Source organism: Paenibacillus terricola (assembly GCF_014779765.1).
Lineage (GTDB): Bacteria > Bacillota > Bacilli > Paenibacillales > Paenibacillaceae > Paenibacillus_T > Paenibacillus_T terricola.
Genome location: NZ_JACXZA010000003.1, coordinates 638,220 through 656,556, shown reverse-complemented (window position 1 = coordinate 656,556; position 18,337 = coordinate 638,220). Strand labels below are relative to the sequence as shown.

At 44.6% G+C, this 18,337-nt stretch carries 9 protein-coding genes; 8 read left to right on the top strand and 1 reads right to left on the bottom strand.

Features of this window, described 5'->3' with window-relative positions; translation table 11 throughout:
- The first annotated feature begins 430 nt into the window (after window positions 1–430).
- The 7 genes from H8B09_RS14835 to H8B09_RS14805 all read left to right on the top strand — a co-directional run bounded on the left by H8B09_RS14835 (window position 431) and on the right by H8B09_RS14805 (window position 16,318).
- Complete coding sequence (locus tag H8B09_RS14835) at window positions 431–6,238, top strand: RHS repeat domain-containing protein (RefSeq protein ID WP_318152628.1); 5,808 nt, start codon at window positions 431–433, stop codon at window positions 6,236–6,238.
- Between the two features lie 14 nt (window positions 6,239–6,252).
- Window positions 6,253–6,765, top strand: a complete 513-nt coding sequence (locus tag H8B09_RS14830; protein WP_224753609.1) for a hypothetical protein — start codon at window positions 6,253–6,255, stop codon at window positions 6,763–6,765.
- A gap of 654 nt (window positions 6,766–7,419) precedes the next feature.
- Window positions 7,420–10,440, top strand: a complete 3,021-nt coding sequence (locus H8B09_RS14825) for a glycoside hydrolase family 9 protein (RefSeq protein WP_191204283.1) — start codon at window positions 7,420–7,422, stop codon at window positions 10,438–10,440.
- A 533-nt stretch (window positions 10,441–10,973) separates the two neighbouring features.
- The gene (locus H8B09_RS14820; protein ID WP_224753608.1) at window positions 10,974–11,894 is read left to right on the top strand and encodes an ABC transporter permease subunit; all 921 of its coding nucleotides are present in this window, start codon (window positions 10,974–10,976) and stop codon (window positions 11,892–11,894) included.
- Window positions 11,891–12,859 (top strand): carbohydrate ABC transporter permease, encoded by a 969-nt coding sequence (locus H8B09_RS14815; RefSeq protein ID WP_191204281.1) that lies wholly within the window; start codon window positions 11,891–11,893, stop codon window positions 12,857–12,859. Before H8B09_RS14820 ends, H8B09_RS14815 begins: the two co-directional genes overlap by 4 nt.
- A gap of 56 nt (window positions 12,860–12,915) precedes the next feature.
- On the top strand, window positions 12,916–14,706 hold the full coding sequence (locus H8B09_RS14810; RefSeq protein ID WP_191204280.1) for a type 2 periplasmic-binding domain-containing protein: 1,791 nt from the start codon (window positions 12,916–12,918) through the stop codon (window positions 14,704–14,706).
- Window positions 14,707–14,791: 85 nt separating this feature from the next.
- On the top strand, window positions 14,792–16,318 hold the full coding sequence (locus tag H8B09_RS14805) for a carboxylesterase/lipase family protein (RefSeq protein WP_191204279.1): 1,527 nt from the start codon (window positions 14,792–14,794) through the stop codon (window positions 16,316–16,318).
- A 70-nt stretch (window positions 16,319–16,388) separates the two neighbouring features.
- Here H8B09_RS14805 and H8B09_RS14800 read toward each other — a convergent pair whose 3' ends face one another.
- A complete protein-coding gene (locus H8B09_RS14800; protein WP_191204278.1) occupies window positions 16,389–17,186 on the bottom strand; it encodes a helix-turn-helix transcriptional regulator in 798 nt (265 codons plus the stop codon).
- 306 nt (window positions 17,187–17,492) lie between these two features.
- Between H8B09_RS14800 and H8B09_RS14795 the strand changes: the two genes are divergently transcribed.
- Window positions 17,493–18,170 (top strand): TetR/AcrR family transcriptional regulator, encoded by a 678-nt coding sequence (locus tag H8B09_RS14795; protein WP_191204277.1) that lies wholly within the window; start codon window positions 17,493–17,495, stop codon window positions 18,168–18,170.
- Window positions 18,171–18,337 lie beyond the last annotated feature (167 nt).

Below are 18,337 nucleotides of genomic sequence, written 5' to 3'. Positions count from 1 at the left end.
TTTCCATCTCCTACTTTGCGATAAGTAATTTTAAACCATTAAAATTACTTATCGGAAAATTCGGCTGCAAATTAATAATACGGAGCCTGAATGTTGAATCCAAATCTGATTGAGAGACTAATTCTTTACTTTTCTGTAACTTTCTCAATATCTGTTTATTTTGGCAAATATAATTATATTCTGAAACAAAGATATTCGCTAACGGATTGCAATCCGTGACTGTGGTAGGGAGTATGCTGGGTACCAACTAAATGGAATGGCTTTAATGCTGATCCTCTATTGCTGTTTCTTCTTTGTGAAAATGGAAAACCGAAAGATGACGCGAAGGATATCCGTATTATTACAATCTATAAGACTTTTATTTTGGATTATATATGGTAGAATGGTAGTGTTTTGAAAAAAAATGAAAATTTATTGTGGAGGGGACAAAGTGAGGAAGTTACTAACGATTATTCTCGGCATTTCTCTGCTAGTTACTTCAATGTCCATTACGGGTAAGGTGGACGCTGATGATGTGGAGAGAGAGAGCGTACAACAGCAGCAGTTGATTCAGGAAAGTGTAGTCGACCTAAATACAGAGACTGAGGATCAGCAAAATGGCAGCCCAGACTTATCGATTATCGCAGAGTACGGCAATTTTACAATGGAACAGATTCTGCAGATGCAACAGTCGTTTACGTCAGTCATGCTGATGGCATCAGCTTATTATTACCCTGAGTTGATGCATCTACTAGACGAGAACTCTACTCAAATCGTACTAAGCTGGAATCGAGATATCGTTAACTCTATGGTCGATACGATGAGGGAAGAAGAAAAAGCTTTGTTACTGCAGCTGGCCCCACTCGTCATACAATACAACTCGGATACCAGCCTTCTGATGGACAATAGTGGAACAAGCGAAGAGGATAAGGCCGAATCAGACGATCAGGAACCATCGACAGACGCTCTTGAACAATCCGGACTAGACATGTCGAATCAGATGGTAGCTGCTGCCGCTTCCAGTGGGTCGAGTGACATTAAGTATTCCCTCAAGGACGCTATATTTGATTACAAACACAACATCGATTCGGATGTCGATCCGACGATGCGAGCCTTTCATCAGCGAGATGTTGATGTCTTCCTGCCAGGGCGGGAAGGGTTAGATATCTCGTTAGTCCGTAGCTACGATTCCAACAGTTCGTTTGCAGCAGAGCCGCAGTACGGATGTTTGCCGATAATATCCTATAACCCTTGTGGCACGACAGTGAACACTATACCAGGTAATCCGGTTACTACTGACATTAATTATATTGCCGGCGGGTGGTCTTTGAATATACCGACAATGAAATTATCCGGTTATGTCGATATGGGAGAGCAGATTCGAAACAATTATCCTCTCCCTAATTATCCAACGGGTATTCTTATAAGTTCAATTGGGTTAAATATTGCTTTCTATTCCTTCACAATCGAAGATGGAACGACTTATAGATTTTTATCGGATCAACGTAACAAGTCGATCAGTCATCCATATGAAGATGCAAGAATGGGGGAATCCGTATATAATTCAGCGAACAGTAGATGGGAAACTAAACTATATCTAAATAATGATCAACTTATCTATACATTTGGTTCAGATGGGAGATTACTTGAAAAAGCCAATGCTTTCGGAGATAAGGTGACGTATACCTACAACGAACCCTGGAACGAAAATTGGAGTACGACGATCAAAGACTCCTTAAACCAGAAGATCGTGATTGAAAGAAATTCTTCTACTAATAGAATCATAGGAATTGCGGTCTATGACAGTAGCAACGTACTACTCAAGCATATTGTTTACAACGCTGATTTTATAGCGATTCAAAAAAATATATCTCTAAATGGTGCAAGTTATGGTAATAATAGCTTTCGTCCCATTAATTACTTCCAGTTGTCTTCCGTGAGCGATGTAATTAATAATCGCGTCTTAAAAACATATACTTACTATGATCCGACTGAAACGGTTGTCGATTTCAACTTCTCCGATTATTGGCTCATGCCGTATGACGGGACGAAAATCATACTGGATGTGACAGACAGCGACGGGACAACCAAGATCGAGTCCTCGTTCGCCGATGAACATGATCGGAGCACCTACGGTGAAGCACTTAGCCTGCTCCTAAAAGAAGTGACAGATGATACAGGTTTCAAAACAACTGTACAGTATAAAACTTTCGATCGAAGCTGGCGGTGGTATAACACCTTTAAAGAGCGGGATCAGAGGCGCGGAACTATTCGTTCTTATATCGATAATTATCTTTTGAAATATATTGGCTACCTGCCTGTCGTTAACGTCTATTACAGCTATACGAATAGCGACAATGCGACAAAAAGCCTACAGATGAGTGTTACCACAGATACAACAAATAAGGCGAATGAAATTTGGCTGCGGCCGAAGCAAAACATAACGGAAACACCATATAGCAATTATTTACCAAAAAATCGACTGGAACAGGCAGGTGGATATCGTTCTGGCGATAAAGTGAATACGGCGTTCACGTACTACTATGGTGATTTTACGAAGAAGACAAACTATGCTTTCTCAGCCACTAAACTTGGCCAGTTTCAGCTCGACTCCGTAACGAATGAAACGGCAGCGCTCAGCAACGGACTTAGCTTGAACGACGGGGCTTCACAGTATTCTTATGCGCCGAAGCAGACGGTCAGCTATCAATACGACGATGGGAAGACGAAGCCATATTTGATCAAGACCTTCGGAGAAGGAGTGGCAGGAGATACGACGCCGGCCGCAATCAAGACGTTCTTGAAGAGTGGAAACTCGCGCACGCTGCCAAGCAATCTAGGCAATTATAGTACGTTAGTGAAGCAAGAGTATGATGCTTACGGTTTTATTATTTATCAAGTGGATGCCGCAGGTAACGTAACCGAGAGTCAATATACTGGCCCTTTCCGCAAGGTTAGTCTCGTCAAGAACACTTCAAGCGATGGTTTGACCGTGGTAGAGAACAATTATACTTACAATGCCGACGGTACGTTGAAAACGGCAAAGACTATCAGTAAATATCGCAATCCAAACAATTCAACCCAGACCTTGCAAGATACGACTACAACTGACTATGTCTCGTATACAGCAAGCCGATTGCCAACAAAAATTGTGGAAACGAGCTCCGGCGCGCAGTACTCGACGAATGCAAGCACGACCGAACAAACGCTCGAATATGATGCGAAACTGCTCAATGTTACGAAGCAGACAGTCAAGGCGAAGCTAGGTGACGGACAAGCCCAAACAGCTCTGTCTACTCAATATCAGTACGATGCATTTAATCGGTTAATCAAGGTAACGTATCCGGACAACAGCAAAGCGGAATATACATATGACTATAAAGATCGGATTCTAACGGACAAGTTCACTCCTACCGTTACGACTGCATCGCCTCGGACAACCAGTTATAGCTATGACGACGCGAATCGCATAGTCACCATGGTATCACCGGACGGTGAATCGACTCTGACACGGTACACACCATTTGGTGAGGTTGATGTTCAGACAAGACAGGTCACAGGCAGCGCCAGCCGTATTGTGCTAAAGAACGAATATGACAGCAGCGGAGTGTTACTTAAAGAGACAAAACCATATAACGACAATAATCAGAAAACGTCGTACGTGTACGGCAAGAATGGTGAACTAAGCACACTAACGAATCCATTAGGCCAACAGACGAAGTATTACTACAGTAACGCTGTCTATGCTATCAATGGTTCGTCGAGTACGCTTCAATCAACAGTCAAGGTTATAGAACCGGATGGCAAAGAAACGTGGTCTTACTCTGATAAGCTGGGTCAGTTGGTGAAGAATCAGGAGCAGAGCGCTACTAAATTGCGGTTGACGACTAACCGTTATACACCGTTTGGTTATTTGACCAATCAAACCGTTACGGCCAACGGCATTAACCAATCAACTTCGTACGCTTACGATGCGATCGGTAATCTAATCCATGTAACGGATAGTTTGGGACAGAACTACGATTATGTGAACAATAGCGCGGGGCAAGTGACGAATGTTAAAGTTGATGGTGTAACGCAGCGAAACTACCTATTTAATGAAATCGGCACACTATTGAAGAAGACCAATGCAGCCGGACTTTCGGAGCTCTATACGTATAAGAATAATGGGTTACTTAATCAGTATACTGACGAGAATGGATTCATTCACATTTACGCGTATACGGATTACAATGAGCCGAGCCAAGAGAGTATCAAAAATGCATCAGGGACCGAAGTATACTGGAGAAAGTATACGTATGATCCGACGACAAGGCAACTGACTGGTGTAACGACCAAGGACAATGAAAACTTGTCGTATCATTATGATCAATGGAAGCGGATGGATAAACAAACCGTTGCCGGAAAGTCTTATATATTGGGATATGATAGTTACGATCGGCTAACGCAAATGACCTATCCTGATAACAAGGCGGTTACCTATACGTATGATAAGCTGAGCCGTTTACAAACGGTCTCCTATCCGGATATGGGAACAGTGACGTATGCATACGAAACATCAAACAACCAGAATAAGTATTCGATTTCGTCGCCTAACGGGATGACTCAGACTCGGCTTACCGATGCATTCGATGAGTTAACCAGTGTGAAAGTAACCAATGGTAGTAGTTCCAACGTATGGTCTGAAACATTCGGTTACGACGGCATGGGGAACATATCGTCCATCGACAGGAATGGAACGCGATTTGACTTCAAATATGATGATCTGAATCGAATCAAGAACGAAACCTCTGTCGGCTTAAACCTCAATAACACGTATTCGTATGATAAAAAAGGTAATATTTTGACCATCGGTGACCAGAACTATTCATACAATGTATTGAATCAAATTAGTACTTATACCTCTCCTACTGTCAATAAAACGTATACGTATGATGCGAGAGGCAACACTTTATCTATCGCCAACCAGAACTATTCGTACAACGCATTGGATCAACTCAGTACGTATGCCTCTCCTACAGCCACGGCAAGTTATACCTATTATGGAGATGGTCTTCGTGCAACGAAGACGGTAAATGGGGTCAAGACGCGATACGTCTATCTGAACGGACATGTCATTGAAGAACTTGATACTAGTGGTAATACGATTGGGCGTAACATTTGGGGAAATGAGCTGCTTTACCGAAAGGACGTAGCCTCAAACAAAGCGGGATATTATACGTATAATGGACACGGTGACGTCGTTGAGATCCGGGATAATACAGGAGCTATTCTTAATAGTTATGATTATGATATCTGGGGCAATATTATCTCAAAGGTTGAACGGATGTCAAATCCATTCAAGTACACTGGGGAAATCTATGATGATGAATCTGGGCTAATCTATCTCCGGGCTCGTTATTATAACCCCGTCGATAAACGATTTATAAATAAGGATACGTATGAAGGGGATATTACGAATCCGTTGACGTCAAATCTTTATACGTATGTAACTAATAATCCTATAAAGTATTTTGATCCAAGTGGACACGAAGGAATAGTCGTATCGGGTGGGGATTATTCTGTCGATTCCCATGGGGGATATAGTTATAATTTTATTGAACCTGCATTGAAAAAAATTATGGAATTAAGGGAAGCTAATCCCAACGAAACAATTGCATGGCTTATTGCCGATGCAGGGTGGAGTGATGAAGATTGGGCTAACTTCTCAGAAGCTGTTAGCTCACTAAATGTAAATATAGTAAAATTAAGTAGTGCGGACGATTTCATTAATTACATTAACAATAAGACTGGTGGTAACAGTAGGATGAATGATAAAATAACCAGTTTTACGGTGTTCTCACATGGGTTAACTGGCATGATACCATTAGGATATAATTATAGTTCTTCATACAATCAGAATTTAAATTTAACTATAGCTAATATTCAGTACATTAATAGTAATGCGTTTTCAGATCCTACTTCATGGTTTTACTCGTGCAATACTGGAACAGGCGGAAGTCAAAGTTTTGCTCAGGCTTGGGTTAACCAAGTTGGAGGGACTACTTGGGCATATGAAGGTAAAACAACATATCAATATATGATGTATCCAAGAGAGTATTTTTCTTGGAAAGCAAAAGTCAACAGAGCACTAGGTGGTAAATGGTCTACTTACGCTGAATTTGTTGACTTAGCAAGAATGTCATATGGATTTTCCAGTACTGGCTCTGCACGATACCCTGAAGCGACAGGCGGGGCGACTTTGTTGAAGTTTACATGATAAGGGTGATGTAAATGGTAATGGATAGAGTCGGGAGAGTGAAGAGAATAGTTATCTCTATTACTTTATGTGTATTATTAATTCCGATATTGTTGAACTTTGTTCCAATCAAGTTTGCAATTAAACTCGAAGATGCACAACAAAAATTAAAAGTTGGAAATTATATTTGTGTTACAGAATCTAAATATGTTCTTGATACTGGATGGATTGCAAAAACAAATACTAATACACATTTAGAAGAGAACATTGCTGTGAAAGTATCCCTAAATAGCCCGAATAAGTATCTAGATGATAAGGAGTTTGATTTTAAATGGTTTGAAATCGAAAATAAATTTCTTTTAGTGGGTGAAGTAGGGCGATTAGAAAAAAATAAGGAAACCAATGTTTTATACGTTGATCTAAATGTAAAAAAATGGGAAATATTGTATCCCGTTAGCAGGGCATCATTTAGAAAATACTTTACACCTAAAGGATACCTCAGCATTTATGACTATGATTTAAAAAAAATATTAAAAACGGTCTGGTAAAAAGTATGTAATTGACGTTGTTCCTTATTACTCAATTAATTCAAAGAGAGAATAGTAGCTTGCTTGAGGAATAGACAAGCGCCACATGCGAGTGTGGCTATGAACTATAACCCGTAAGATGGACACTTTGAAAAAAGTGACCTCTTACGGGTTTTGTGTTTAATCATACTATCGAGGAACACAAGGGGAATGAACATCATGAGAAAAATCAGAACAGGATTTACTGAAGCAGAGATTACGTTTTTGGATCATGAATTATGAAAACCCCCCTTGATAAATCAACGTTTTTTACTTCATTTTTCTCACTAATTCTGACACACAACACAAGCAAGAAACACATCGAATATGTTTCGAGATGCGAGGATGTCTTTATTATGCTAGTTTTGTGGCCGAAATACTAAGGATACTTCTCAATCCTTCTGATATGATCGTAAATATGCCCCTACTTTTTTCCACTCCCGCAGGTCCACTCGGCATTTTCCAACAAGATTCAATTACTACGACATGAAAATTTATAGCTATACGGGTATTCTAGGAGGTGATATTCGGATTTTTGTAAGCGGTTTAATTCGAGAGAGGACAGCAGTGCGTCAGGTCTACTTTTATCTCCTGATCGTAATGTCGATTATTCTCAAATGAATGAGGAGGCAGTTTATGAAAGGTAAAAAAATAATAACTCTAATCGCTGGTATTGCAATCGGATTTACGCCTGTAATCTCGCCGTCTATGGAGGCCTATGCAAGCAGTTACGGCGCGCCTGAAGGGTGGAGAAACCTCCCGGACTATTATGTATTCAAAGATAGTTACAGCGGGTGGTCCGGGAGCAGCGGCGGATTGGAAACGGTAAACGGTGGTTTGCCTGTCGATACGCAAGAAACCTATGAGAATTTACCTTCATTGCGATTTAATATTTCAACGAAGGTAGATTGGATGTCCGCTGTGCTTGTAATGGCAGGATGGGCCAATCATGATATGCACAATTATGTTCCGAACGGATATCTGGAGTTTAATGTAAAGGGCAAAAACGGCGGAGAGCAATTTAAAATCGGCGGCGATGACCATGTCGAGAGACGTGCGTCGGGCGTTGAACATACTGTATTTAAATCAATAACGGATTACGTTACAGTTACTACGGATTGGCAGCATGTAAAGATCCCCTTAAAGGATATTTACAATGACCCCTCGGTTGATTTGGATGAATACAATGCAAAGTCTATCCTACTGGACAGAGCAAACGACGAACCGGTTACGGTTTGGTTGAATCAGATTAAACTAACTTCTCCCGATAAAGAACCAGGATTTCCGGCTATTAAAGTAAATCAGTTGGGATTCCGGAACGCTTCCGAGAAATACGCCTATGTTTCCGGATTTGAGGATGTATTAACCGCTGATGTCGGAACCCCGTTCCAGGTAAGGAGAGCTGCTGACGACACAGTTGCTTACGGCGGGCAACTGGCACTCGTGAAAAATTATGACATTGATTCCGGAGAAAGGGTTCTAAAAGCTGTATTCTCGGACCTTAAAGAACCGGGTGATTATTATATTACGGTTAATGCAACCGGTATAAATAAGTCTCCCAAATTTAAGATCGGAGATGATGTTTATAAGCCATTATTGGAGGATGCGGCCAAATATTATTATTTTCAACGTTCAGGAATTGCGCTTGAGCCGCAGTACACTCCTTATCCAAGGGCGGATATAACGCCTATGGATACGGCTGCCGCCTTTGAATCCAATTCAGCGGTTGTTAAAGACGTATCGAAAGGCTGGTTTGATGCCGGTGATAAAGGAAAGTATGTAACTGCAGGAGCGGGGGCGGTTATGACTCTATTATGGTCTATTGAGTTCTTCCCGGAGACCTATACGGATCAGACCAATATACCGGAAAGCGGAAATAATGTTCCTGATATCCTTGATGAAGCAAGATGGGAACTTGAGTGGATTCTGAATATGCAAGACCCTGAAAGCGGCGGTTTCTACGCCAAAGTCGAGTCAATGAATAATGATAATAATACTAGGGCAATAAGGGATAAAAGAGACGATGCCGCAAATGTAAGGCCGACCAATGATACGGCATGGGCAGCAGCCGCTTTAGCACATGCTTCAATCGTGTATGCCAAGTATGATCCGGCGTTTGCCGATAAATGTTTAGAGGCTGCTAAGCTTGCCTGGATGTATCTCGAACAAAATCCCGATAATATTAAAGGTCCGTCAGGAACTTATGAATCTGACACCGATAAGGAATCGAGGCTGATGGCCGCCGCATCTTTGTATCGGGTTACCGGCGATGCAAAGTATAACGACTACTTTGTGAATAGCTATGCGCAAAGCAAGGATAGATTTGAGGATCCGACAGGAGATTGGCTCGGCGCTTGGCATTGGGCATTCTTCTACTACATGGGATCTGATAACCGCGACATGGATGCGGTGAACTGGTATAAAGATGAATTTACGATTTGGTTAAACCACAAAACGGATAGATATCGAAACAATGCTTGGAATAATACGATTTATCAAGGAAATTATTACTGGGGCAGCAACAACATCATACTTAATACGGCTACAGAAGCCCTGATCGGTTCCAAGCTTCTAGGTATGAATAACGAAACGATTAACAATATGGCGCTTGCTGCATTAAATTATATTCTAGGCGCTAATCCATTGAGAAAAAGCTTTGTAACGGGATATGGCGAAGACAGTCTAGAACATGTATATGGGATTATGAACAACGACCCTAGACCAGGGGTGCCGAAAGGGATTATGCCGTTAGGGCCTAATCAGTATAATAATCCGCTAATCTCCATATTCCCTGCCAAAAACTTTATGGATTGTTATACCGAATGGACCACAAATGAGCATACTGTTGGTTCTACTGCCAATCTTGTGTTTGTCACCGCATTTGCCGACAGCGATCATGATGCTCCTGTTGCAACAGCTGCTATAAATCCATCGGCTCCAAATGGAAGCAACGGCTGGTATACATCGGATGTGACAGTCAGCTTGACTGCAAGCGACAATGGAACGGGCGCAGCCAAGACGGAGTATAGTCTGAATGACGGATCTGCATGGCAAATCTACACGGCGCCTGTCACTATTAGTCAAGACGGCCAACAGACAGTGAGCTATCGTTCGACGGACAACGCCGGCAATGTTGAATCCGTTAAAACCATCAACTTCAACCTGGATTCGACCGCGCCGGAAATTACATTAACGGATGTGACAAACGGCTCGTACAACGATTCGCTTGCTATTACGGCGGACATCTCGCTGAAGGATAGCTTATCCGGAGTTGACGCCGCCAAGACGACGATCACACTGGATGGGAAAGGCGTGCAGCAAGGAGCGGCTATACCGCTCTATACGCTGACGCTCGGTTCGCATACGTTGATTGTCACTGCAAGTGACTTTGCCGGAAATACAAGCAGCAAGAAGATCGTATTCCAGACGACTACCAGCATCCAATCCATGCAGACCTTGATAACCAACTTTAAGAAGTCGGGGTGGATCGATAATGCAGGTATCGCAAACAGCCTGCTAAGCAAATTGTCTTCGAATGCGCTTGCAGCCTTGGTGAATGAAGTGAAAGCGCAGAGAGGCAAGCATATTTCAGTGGAAGCTGCTGATTGCTTGATCCGGGATGCCCAATACTTGTTATCCCAATCGAAGGTCCAATAACCTGCTAGCTGCCAGATAGAGAACTACTTAACATTCTACGCCGGTTCGAATGGCGAACAATCAAATTAATAGCAGTTTTCACCAAACCCATTCGTTACTTCAAAGGGCCGTCGGGTAGACGGTCCTTTGTTATGAAACAACCTGCATTGGTTCGACGAGACATTCATTGAGAAATACTCCGTTCTCTTACTAAAGGGGAACGGAGTATTTTTCTTTAGTTAGGAAAGCAGAGATGTCTCTTGTATGGGCGTGTTCAAAAAATGAGGGGAGACGAATGGGGAATAGGTTACCTGTTATTGTAACGGGTGCCAGCGGATCAGGGAAAACATATGCCGTCGAATACCTGCGATGAGAATAGATCAATAAACGATGAGGATCGGTCATTGTTTAGAAAAAGTCGATGTCCTATGATAAGTTCACGCATGAAAACGTTGTCATCATCAAGCGCTTTGTTACCCTTTATATTAGGAAAGTTCATTTATTTGAACGATCCGTTGGATTTTACGAACAGCACCATAACAAAGAGGAGTGACATGATGCACGTACAAAAAAACGGTATAAGAAGCATGTCTATAAGGAAGTTTCTCTATATACTGCCCTTCATGGCTCTGCTCGCTATCTTTGCTTACTACCCGTTATATGGATGGGTCTATGCTTTCTTCGACTATTCGCCGCCGATTCCGTTATCGAAATCGCCATTTGTCGGTTTCCAGTGGTTTCATTCCTTGGTTGAGAACCAGGTGAAGGTCGATCAACTGCTGCAGATCATTAAGAACACGTTCGGATTGAGCGGCTTAAACCTTCTCTTCTCTTGGCTTCCCATGGTTTTTGCAATCTTCCTGACCGAGATCAAGGCTGTCCGTTTTCGCAAGTTCATCCAGACGGTTACGACTCTTCCGAACTTCATCAGCTGGGTATTGGTCTATTCGCTGGCGTTCACCATGTTCTCCAGCGATGGCATCGTCAATGGTCTTTTGCGGCAATTAGGTATTGATTCTCCGATATTACCCCTTCAAAGCTCGCATCATGTGTGGCTGATGATGTGGTTGTGGACGACTTGGAAAGTGCTGGGGTGGTCAGCCATCCTGTATATCGCGGCGATCATGGGAATCGACGATTCACTTTATGAAGCAGCTCATGTGGATGGCGCGACAAGAATGCAGGTCATTCGATATGTTGTCCTGCCAAGCATGCTGCCGACGTATTTCGTGCTGCTGATGCTGCAAATCGCGAGCTTCTTAAATAACGGCCTGGAGCAATACTTCGTCTTCCAGAATGCTTTTAATAAGGACAGCATACAGGCATTGGATCTGTACGTATACAACCTAGCCATGGGTGGCGGCAGCTATTCGGTGTCCGTCGCGATCAGCATGCTGAAGAGCTTGATTAGCGTCGTACTTCTCTTCTCGGTGAACGGACTATCCAAATTGTTAAGAGGAGAGGGCATTGTATGAGCGACAGCACAGTCAATCTAACGTCACAAGAACAGGTACGTCAAAGCCGCTTCGATAAAAAAGTGAGATATCAGGTCAGCGCGACGGACAAGTTGATTTCCGTTGTGATCTATACCTTGTTTTCCCTGTTCGCTTTCGTCTGCATCTATCCTTTTTACTCGCTCATCATTAACACCATCAGCGCTAATGATATCAGCGCCAGAGGCGATGTCGTATTCTTTCCGAAGCATATCCATTTCCAGAACTACGTCGACGTGTTTAAGATCCCGGGGCTGGGGCACGCGGCGCTAGTGTCGATAGGAAGAACGGTCATCGGAACCTCTTTGACGGTAGGGGCTTCGGCATTCCTGGGCTTCATGTTTAGCCAAGAGGATATGTGGGGGCGGAAATTCTGGTATCGCTACACGATTATTACGATGTTTTTCAGTGCCGGGATTATTCCATGGTATTTGACCATGAGATCGCTGCATCTGACTAACAACTTTCTAGCTTATATTCTGCCGACGATCGTCGCGCCTTTCTTCATCATTCTGGTCAAGACGTTCGTGGAGTCAACGCCGAAGGAACTGCAGCAGGCAGCCAGCATCGACGGGGCCGGCGTCATGACCATCTTCTTCAGGATCATGCTGCCTATAAGCAAGCCCATATTGGCGACGGTCGCAATCTTCGCCGCGGTAGACCAGTGGAATTCTTTTCAGGACACGCTGCTGTTGGTGACGGACAGCAAGCTCTACAGCTTGCAGTTTATTCTATACAACTACATTAATCAGGCGAGTTCATTATCGACCATGGTCAATCTTCAGAACGCCGGCTCGACGGCTATGGCCAGTCTGACGACCAAGCAGACGACGACTTCCATCCGAATGACGGTGACCATTATCGTCGTGGCGCCCATCCTGTTGGTTTATCCGATCTTCCAGAGGTTCTTCGTTAAGGGGATTATGATCGGCGCCGTCAAAGGTTGACCTGCGCTATTATAATACATTTGACCAAAAAACATTGACAAAAGTGGGGGATGAACTTGAGTAAAAACAAGAAATCCGCAAGGGAATCAGTGTTAGTATCGTTGGCTGGTCTGTTAGTGGTGTCGGTCGCATTGACCGGGTGCAGCAGCGGATCCGACAATACATCTTCATCCGACAAGTCGTCTGACACAGGTACGAGTACAAGCGCAACTCAAGCTACCGGCACGATCGATCATAGCAAGCCGCTTACCATCACCGTATTCGACAATGCGGCCAATTACCAAGGAGAGCAGACCGGTTGGTATGGCAAGATTATCAAAGATAAATTCAATATCACGTTGAACATACTTGCTCCTCAAGTGGCAGGCGATCAGTTATACAAGACGAGAACGGCAGCGGGCGACCTGGGGGATCTTGTGATCGTCGATAACAGCCAGTTGGAAGAACTGATTCCGGCCGGTCTTGTCATGGATCTCACGGATCAGCTCAAAAATACGAAGTACTTGTCTCAGTACGTGGACAAACATTTTAAGCCATTCAACGCGGCCTTCGATAAAGTCAATCCGGAAGGCAAGATATACGCTTTGCCGACGTTCGAAGCCGATACGTCGCCTACGACCTTCTCGGAAGAGCTCCCTTACTCGAGCCCGATCATGCCTTGGGATTATTACAAGGGAGTTGGGGCTCCCAAGCTCAACAATCTGAACGACCTTCTGAACGTCTTGAAGCAAATGCAAGAGAAGTATCCGAAGACGCCGGACGGTAAGCCGATCGTTCCGATCACCCTGTGGAAGGATTGGGATGGAGGCGGCATGGAGAACGTGCGCTGGCTGAGCGGTTGGTATGGTTACCAACAGCCGGATGGCACTTCGACCATTCAGTTAAATGCGAAGGGCGACATCGTTCCGCTCATCGACGACAACAGCATGTACAAGAAGATTCTTCAATTCTTTTTTGACGCCAATCAACAGGGGCTGGTCGATCCCGACTCTCCTACCCAGGATTGGAACAAAGTAGCCGAGAAGCTGACCAACAAGCAGGTTCTTCTCTTGTGGTACTCTTGGCAGACAGGCTTCTACAATACGATTGAGAGAGGCAAGAACGGGGACGGCAATGTTTCGGTTCCGATCGCGGATACTCATATCATTCAGAACAGCGACGCTTATTACGGCAGCGGAAGAGTATTTGCGATTGGATCAAAAGCGAAGGATCCCGATCGGATCATGGAATTCCTGGATTGGCTCAATTCACCTGAAGGACTGCGCTACTATACCGCTGGTTTTGAAGGCTTTAACTATGAAAAGACAACAGATGGCAAGTTTAAGCTTACCGAAGTCGGACAGACTGCCTTCCAGAACAATACGCCTGTTCCAGATGAATACGGCGGAGGCGGATACCAGGACGGACAGAGCAAGCTTAACACCATGATCATGAGCGATTTTGTCGTAGATCCGGACACCAAGGAATTTTATAACACAAATTATTGGAGCAGTACCATTGAAGCGAACAAAACGGCTCTGAAAACGGATTGGCAGAAAGCCTTCAACGCAACGAATGCAACGGACTACTACCAGAAGAATAATATGATCGATATCGTGCCGAACATTAACACAAGCCTTGGAAGCGATTCATCGGACGTTAAGAACAAACGAAGCCAAATCTCGGACTATGTGAAGAACACATCCTGGAAAATGGTATTCGCGAAAGATCAAGCCGAGTTCGACCAGCTGTGGACAAAGATGCAGAAAGATGTAGTAGGTCTCGGTTGGAATGATGTCGTTGCCGTGGATACGGAAAGGGCTCAGAAGATTGTAAAAATGCGTGCTGATGCAACGGCCACTAAGTAAATCTTATTTCTTTATTTCTTATTAAGCCAGGGATATATATCAACATATATATCCCCGGCCTTTTTACTAAAGGAGGAAATCAAATATGCTTAGAGTCGTAAGAGTTGAAGGCGGGGTCGTTCAAGGGCTGCCGGCAGCCGATCCCCGAATCACAAGTTTCAAGGGGATTCCATTTGCTGCCCCGCCCGTAGCCGAGAACCGTTGGCGTGCTCCGCAGCCTGCGAGAGAGTGGGAGGACGTTCTTAAAGCTTACGAATTCGCGCCGGTCTCCATGCAGGTCAGACAGGAAATCGACGTCAATAATATCTACACTCGAGAATGGGCTGTGGAACCGGATATTGCCATGGACGAGGATTGTCTCTACCTTAACGTGTGGACCCCGGCAAACCGTTCCGACGAGAAGCTGCCGGTATTCGTATGGTATTTCGGGGGAGGGCTGCAGGTAGGCCATCCGGCGGAAATGGAGTTCGACGGCGAACGCATTGCTCGAAGAGGCGTTGTCGTGGTGACGATCAATTATCGTCTGAACGTATTCGGATTTCTATGCCATCCGGAGATTACCGAGGAATCGCCGGAAGCTCCGGCGAACTTCGGTCACCTCGACCAACAATTCGCTACGAACTGGGTCAAACGCAATATTGCGGCTTTCGGCGGCGATCCGGACAACATCACCATCGGCGGGCAGTCGGCAGGGGGCGGCAGTGTTATGAACCAGCTCACTTCGCCCCAGAACGAAGGACTCTTCCAAAGAGCGATCATTCAGAGCGGGTTAATCACGAGACTCTACCCAGGAGGCCGCACGCCAAGGTTTCTGCGCACCTTGGAAGAAGCTGAACAAGATGGCGTTCGCTTCTTTGAATCTCTCGGCGTATCCTCGCTTGCGGATGCCCGTAAGCTTGATGCGGTCTACGTCCGCGATAAGTATCTGGCGTCCAAAGCGTTCTGGGGCACCGTTATCGATAACAAGTTCAACGTAGGCGACCCGTTCGAACGGCTTCTTCAGAACAAGCGCTGGCCGGTACCGGTAATGTTCGGCCATACGTCATCCGAGTTTTTCAATGTCCCTCAGGTTACTACGCCGGATGAGTTCAAAACCTTGGCAGTCGACCTGTTCGGCGATGATGCCGAAGATTTTCTGGCACTTTGCGGATTCTCGTCAGGAAACTTCGATGAGGTCTTGAGACAAGCATCCGTAAGCAGCATTGAATACGCGATTCGGATCGCCGGGCAGGTCAATACGGATACCGGCGTCAACCTCCCGATGTACTATTACAATTTCGATGCGGAGATTCCTGGATGGGACAATCCAGGAACGTTCCACTCGGTGGATCTCTGGTTCTTCTTCGAGACCTTAGCCAAATGCTGGAGACCTTTCATAGGCAAACATTACGATCTTGCAAGGCAGATGTGCCATTACTGGGCGAACTTCATCCGCTCGGGAGATCCGAACGGCAAAGATTCTACGGGAGACGACTTGCCGCGGTGGGAGCCCTATACGTCGAAGGCGCCATACGGCATGCGCTTCGCGGATCAAGCTGAATTCATCAGAGATCAGCCTAGCGATATTATGAAATTCATCATCGGGCAATATTTCAAGAAAAACCCGTTGTAAAAGTACGTATAGGCCGACAAGCCGGATGAAGCCGATCTATGAGATATGGATGGCTTGTCGGCTTTGTTTGCTATGACGAGATGACCGAAGCGGCTGCGAAATCGTCTTTTATTTGGAATCCTCTGGGTGTATAGCCGGTTATTTGTTTGAATTGCCGGCAGAAGTGTTCCACATTATGATATCCGCATTGAAAGGCGATTTCGGCAACGCTTTGGGTGCCATGGAACAAATACAAATATTCTTTGGCCAACCGGATTCGGCTGTTGATGACATCTTCCATGCAGGAGATGCCGAAGGTCTTTTTGTAAATAGACTGCAGATAACCTGGGCTGACTCCGAGAGAGTCTGCCATATTGGGAACGGTCCATTGGTCGCCGGGGTTGTTCTGAATGGCTGAGCGAAGTTTTAATAAATTATAGTATTGAGGTGTAAAACCATCATGGAAATAGGATTCCAGAAGTTTGTTAAACATAATCCGGAGCAGATGATCGATTGATGTTTTTTTGTAGTCTCTGTTAAAGTTGTGCTCGATGACCAACAGCTCAAATAGCTTGTGGCAGTAGTCAGGATCATCTATAGAGAATGGAATGCCGAACGGAAGCGATGTTTTGGTAATATAGGCTTCGTCGGATGAAAAACGGATCCAGTTATTAACGTATGTCTCGGCACAAGCCTTGTAATAAATTTTCTGATGCGCACGATAAACAATGGCTCTATGAGCGGGGTATTCCTTAAGCTCCCCATCGACCCAGAATTGAGCGGGAGTCTTGGTGATGACAAGGAGCCAGCAGTTATGACCTTGGGGAATATCAAAGTAAAAGTTGCTCGCGTGCGCAGCATCGCATTCGACATAGTAAATATGGTTCATTAGTCACTCTCCTCTATCATCTGATACCGACAGGGGCGACGATTGGAAGCTATCAAGGATTGCTAGAGTCAGCCCTGGACGGTACGATCTTCTTCTGTTCCTCGATATACATGGTTACTCTCCTCTTCTTCTTAGAACTATGTCCAAATATTCGCGAGTCTTTCGGGGATTCCTTCTTGATTATTTTACAGCCTTGCTTAGATTGAATAAGAGTTTTCTATGACGTAAACGTTTTTACTGGATGGGATTGACAACAAGTAACTGCGTGCATACAATGTGAATGAATCATTCATTTCGAGGTGTGACATGGCAGACGCTAGACTTCGCAGCATCTTTTTTCATGCGGGCAGGCTTTTCAATACCAAGCAATACGCGAATACGAAAGTATCTGAAATTGCTTCCGCAGCTGGTATCGCAACTGGCACAATATACAATCTGTTTGCAAGTAAAAAGGCCATCCTGACCTTCGTCATCCGCGCGTCATTGGATAAAGACTATCTCGACTCCGATATTGCGCTGCCGGTTGAAGAGGCCGATATGAATCATTTGAATGAGCTTGGCGATAAGCTTAATGACCGAATCTTCGACGATGTTCTGCGAATCACAGATGCGAACGGATCCATTACTAAGCACTTTAAGCAGATGGTATCGGATATTTTCGATATGAGTGCAGACATCCTTCTTGCGACCGGAAATATCGAGACGAATGCGAGTATTCTTCGTGAGTTGGCAGCTGCCTTCTTCCCGCTAAAGGATAAGTTCTTCCAAGTATTCGAGCAGAACTTGACGATCTACATGGAAGCCGGCGAGATCAGGGAACTGGACTACCCGCGCGTCCATGTGCAGTGCATCAACGATATTTTGACCTGGTGGGCCATGAACGCTAACATCTTAATGCCTGATATCTCGGTGCCGCGCGATGCAGCTCGTGAAACCGCAATCGACCTCGTGACGAGGGCTTACTTAAGCGACAACAATTCATAATGATCGATCCCGGCACGCTTCGGCGTGCCAAAATATATGAATGAAAATGAGTGAATTATTCATTCACCGATGGAGAGGAGTGGAGATAGACCCAATATGCAAAACTCGGCACGCCTTGGCGTGCTATCTATTATGAACGAAAATGAATGAATAATTCATTCACTAAG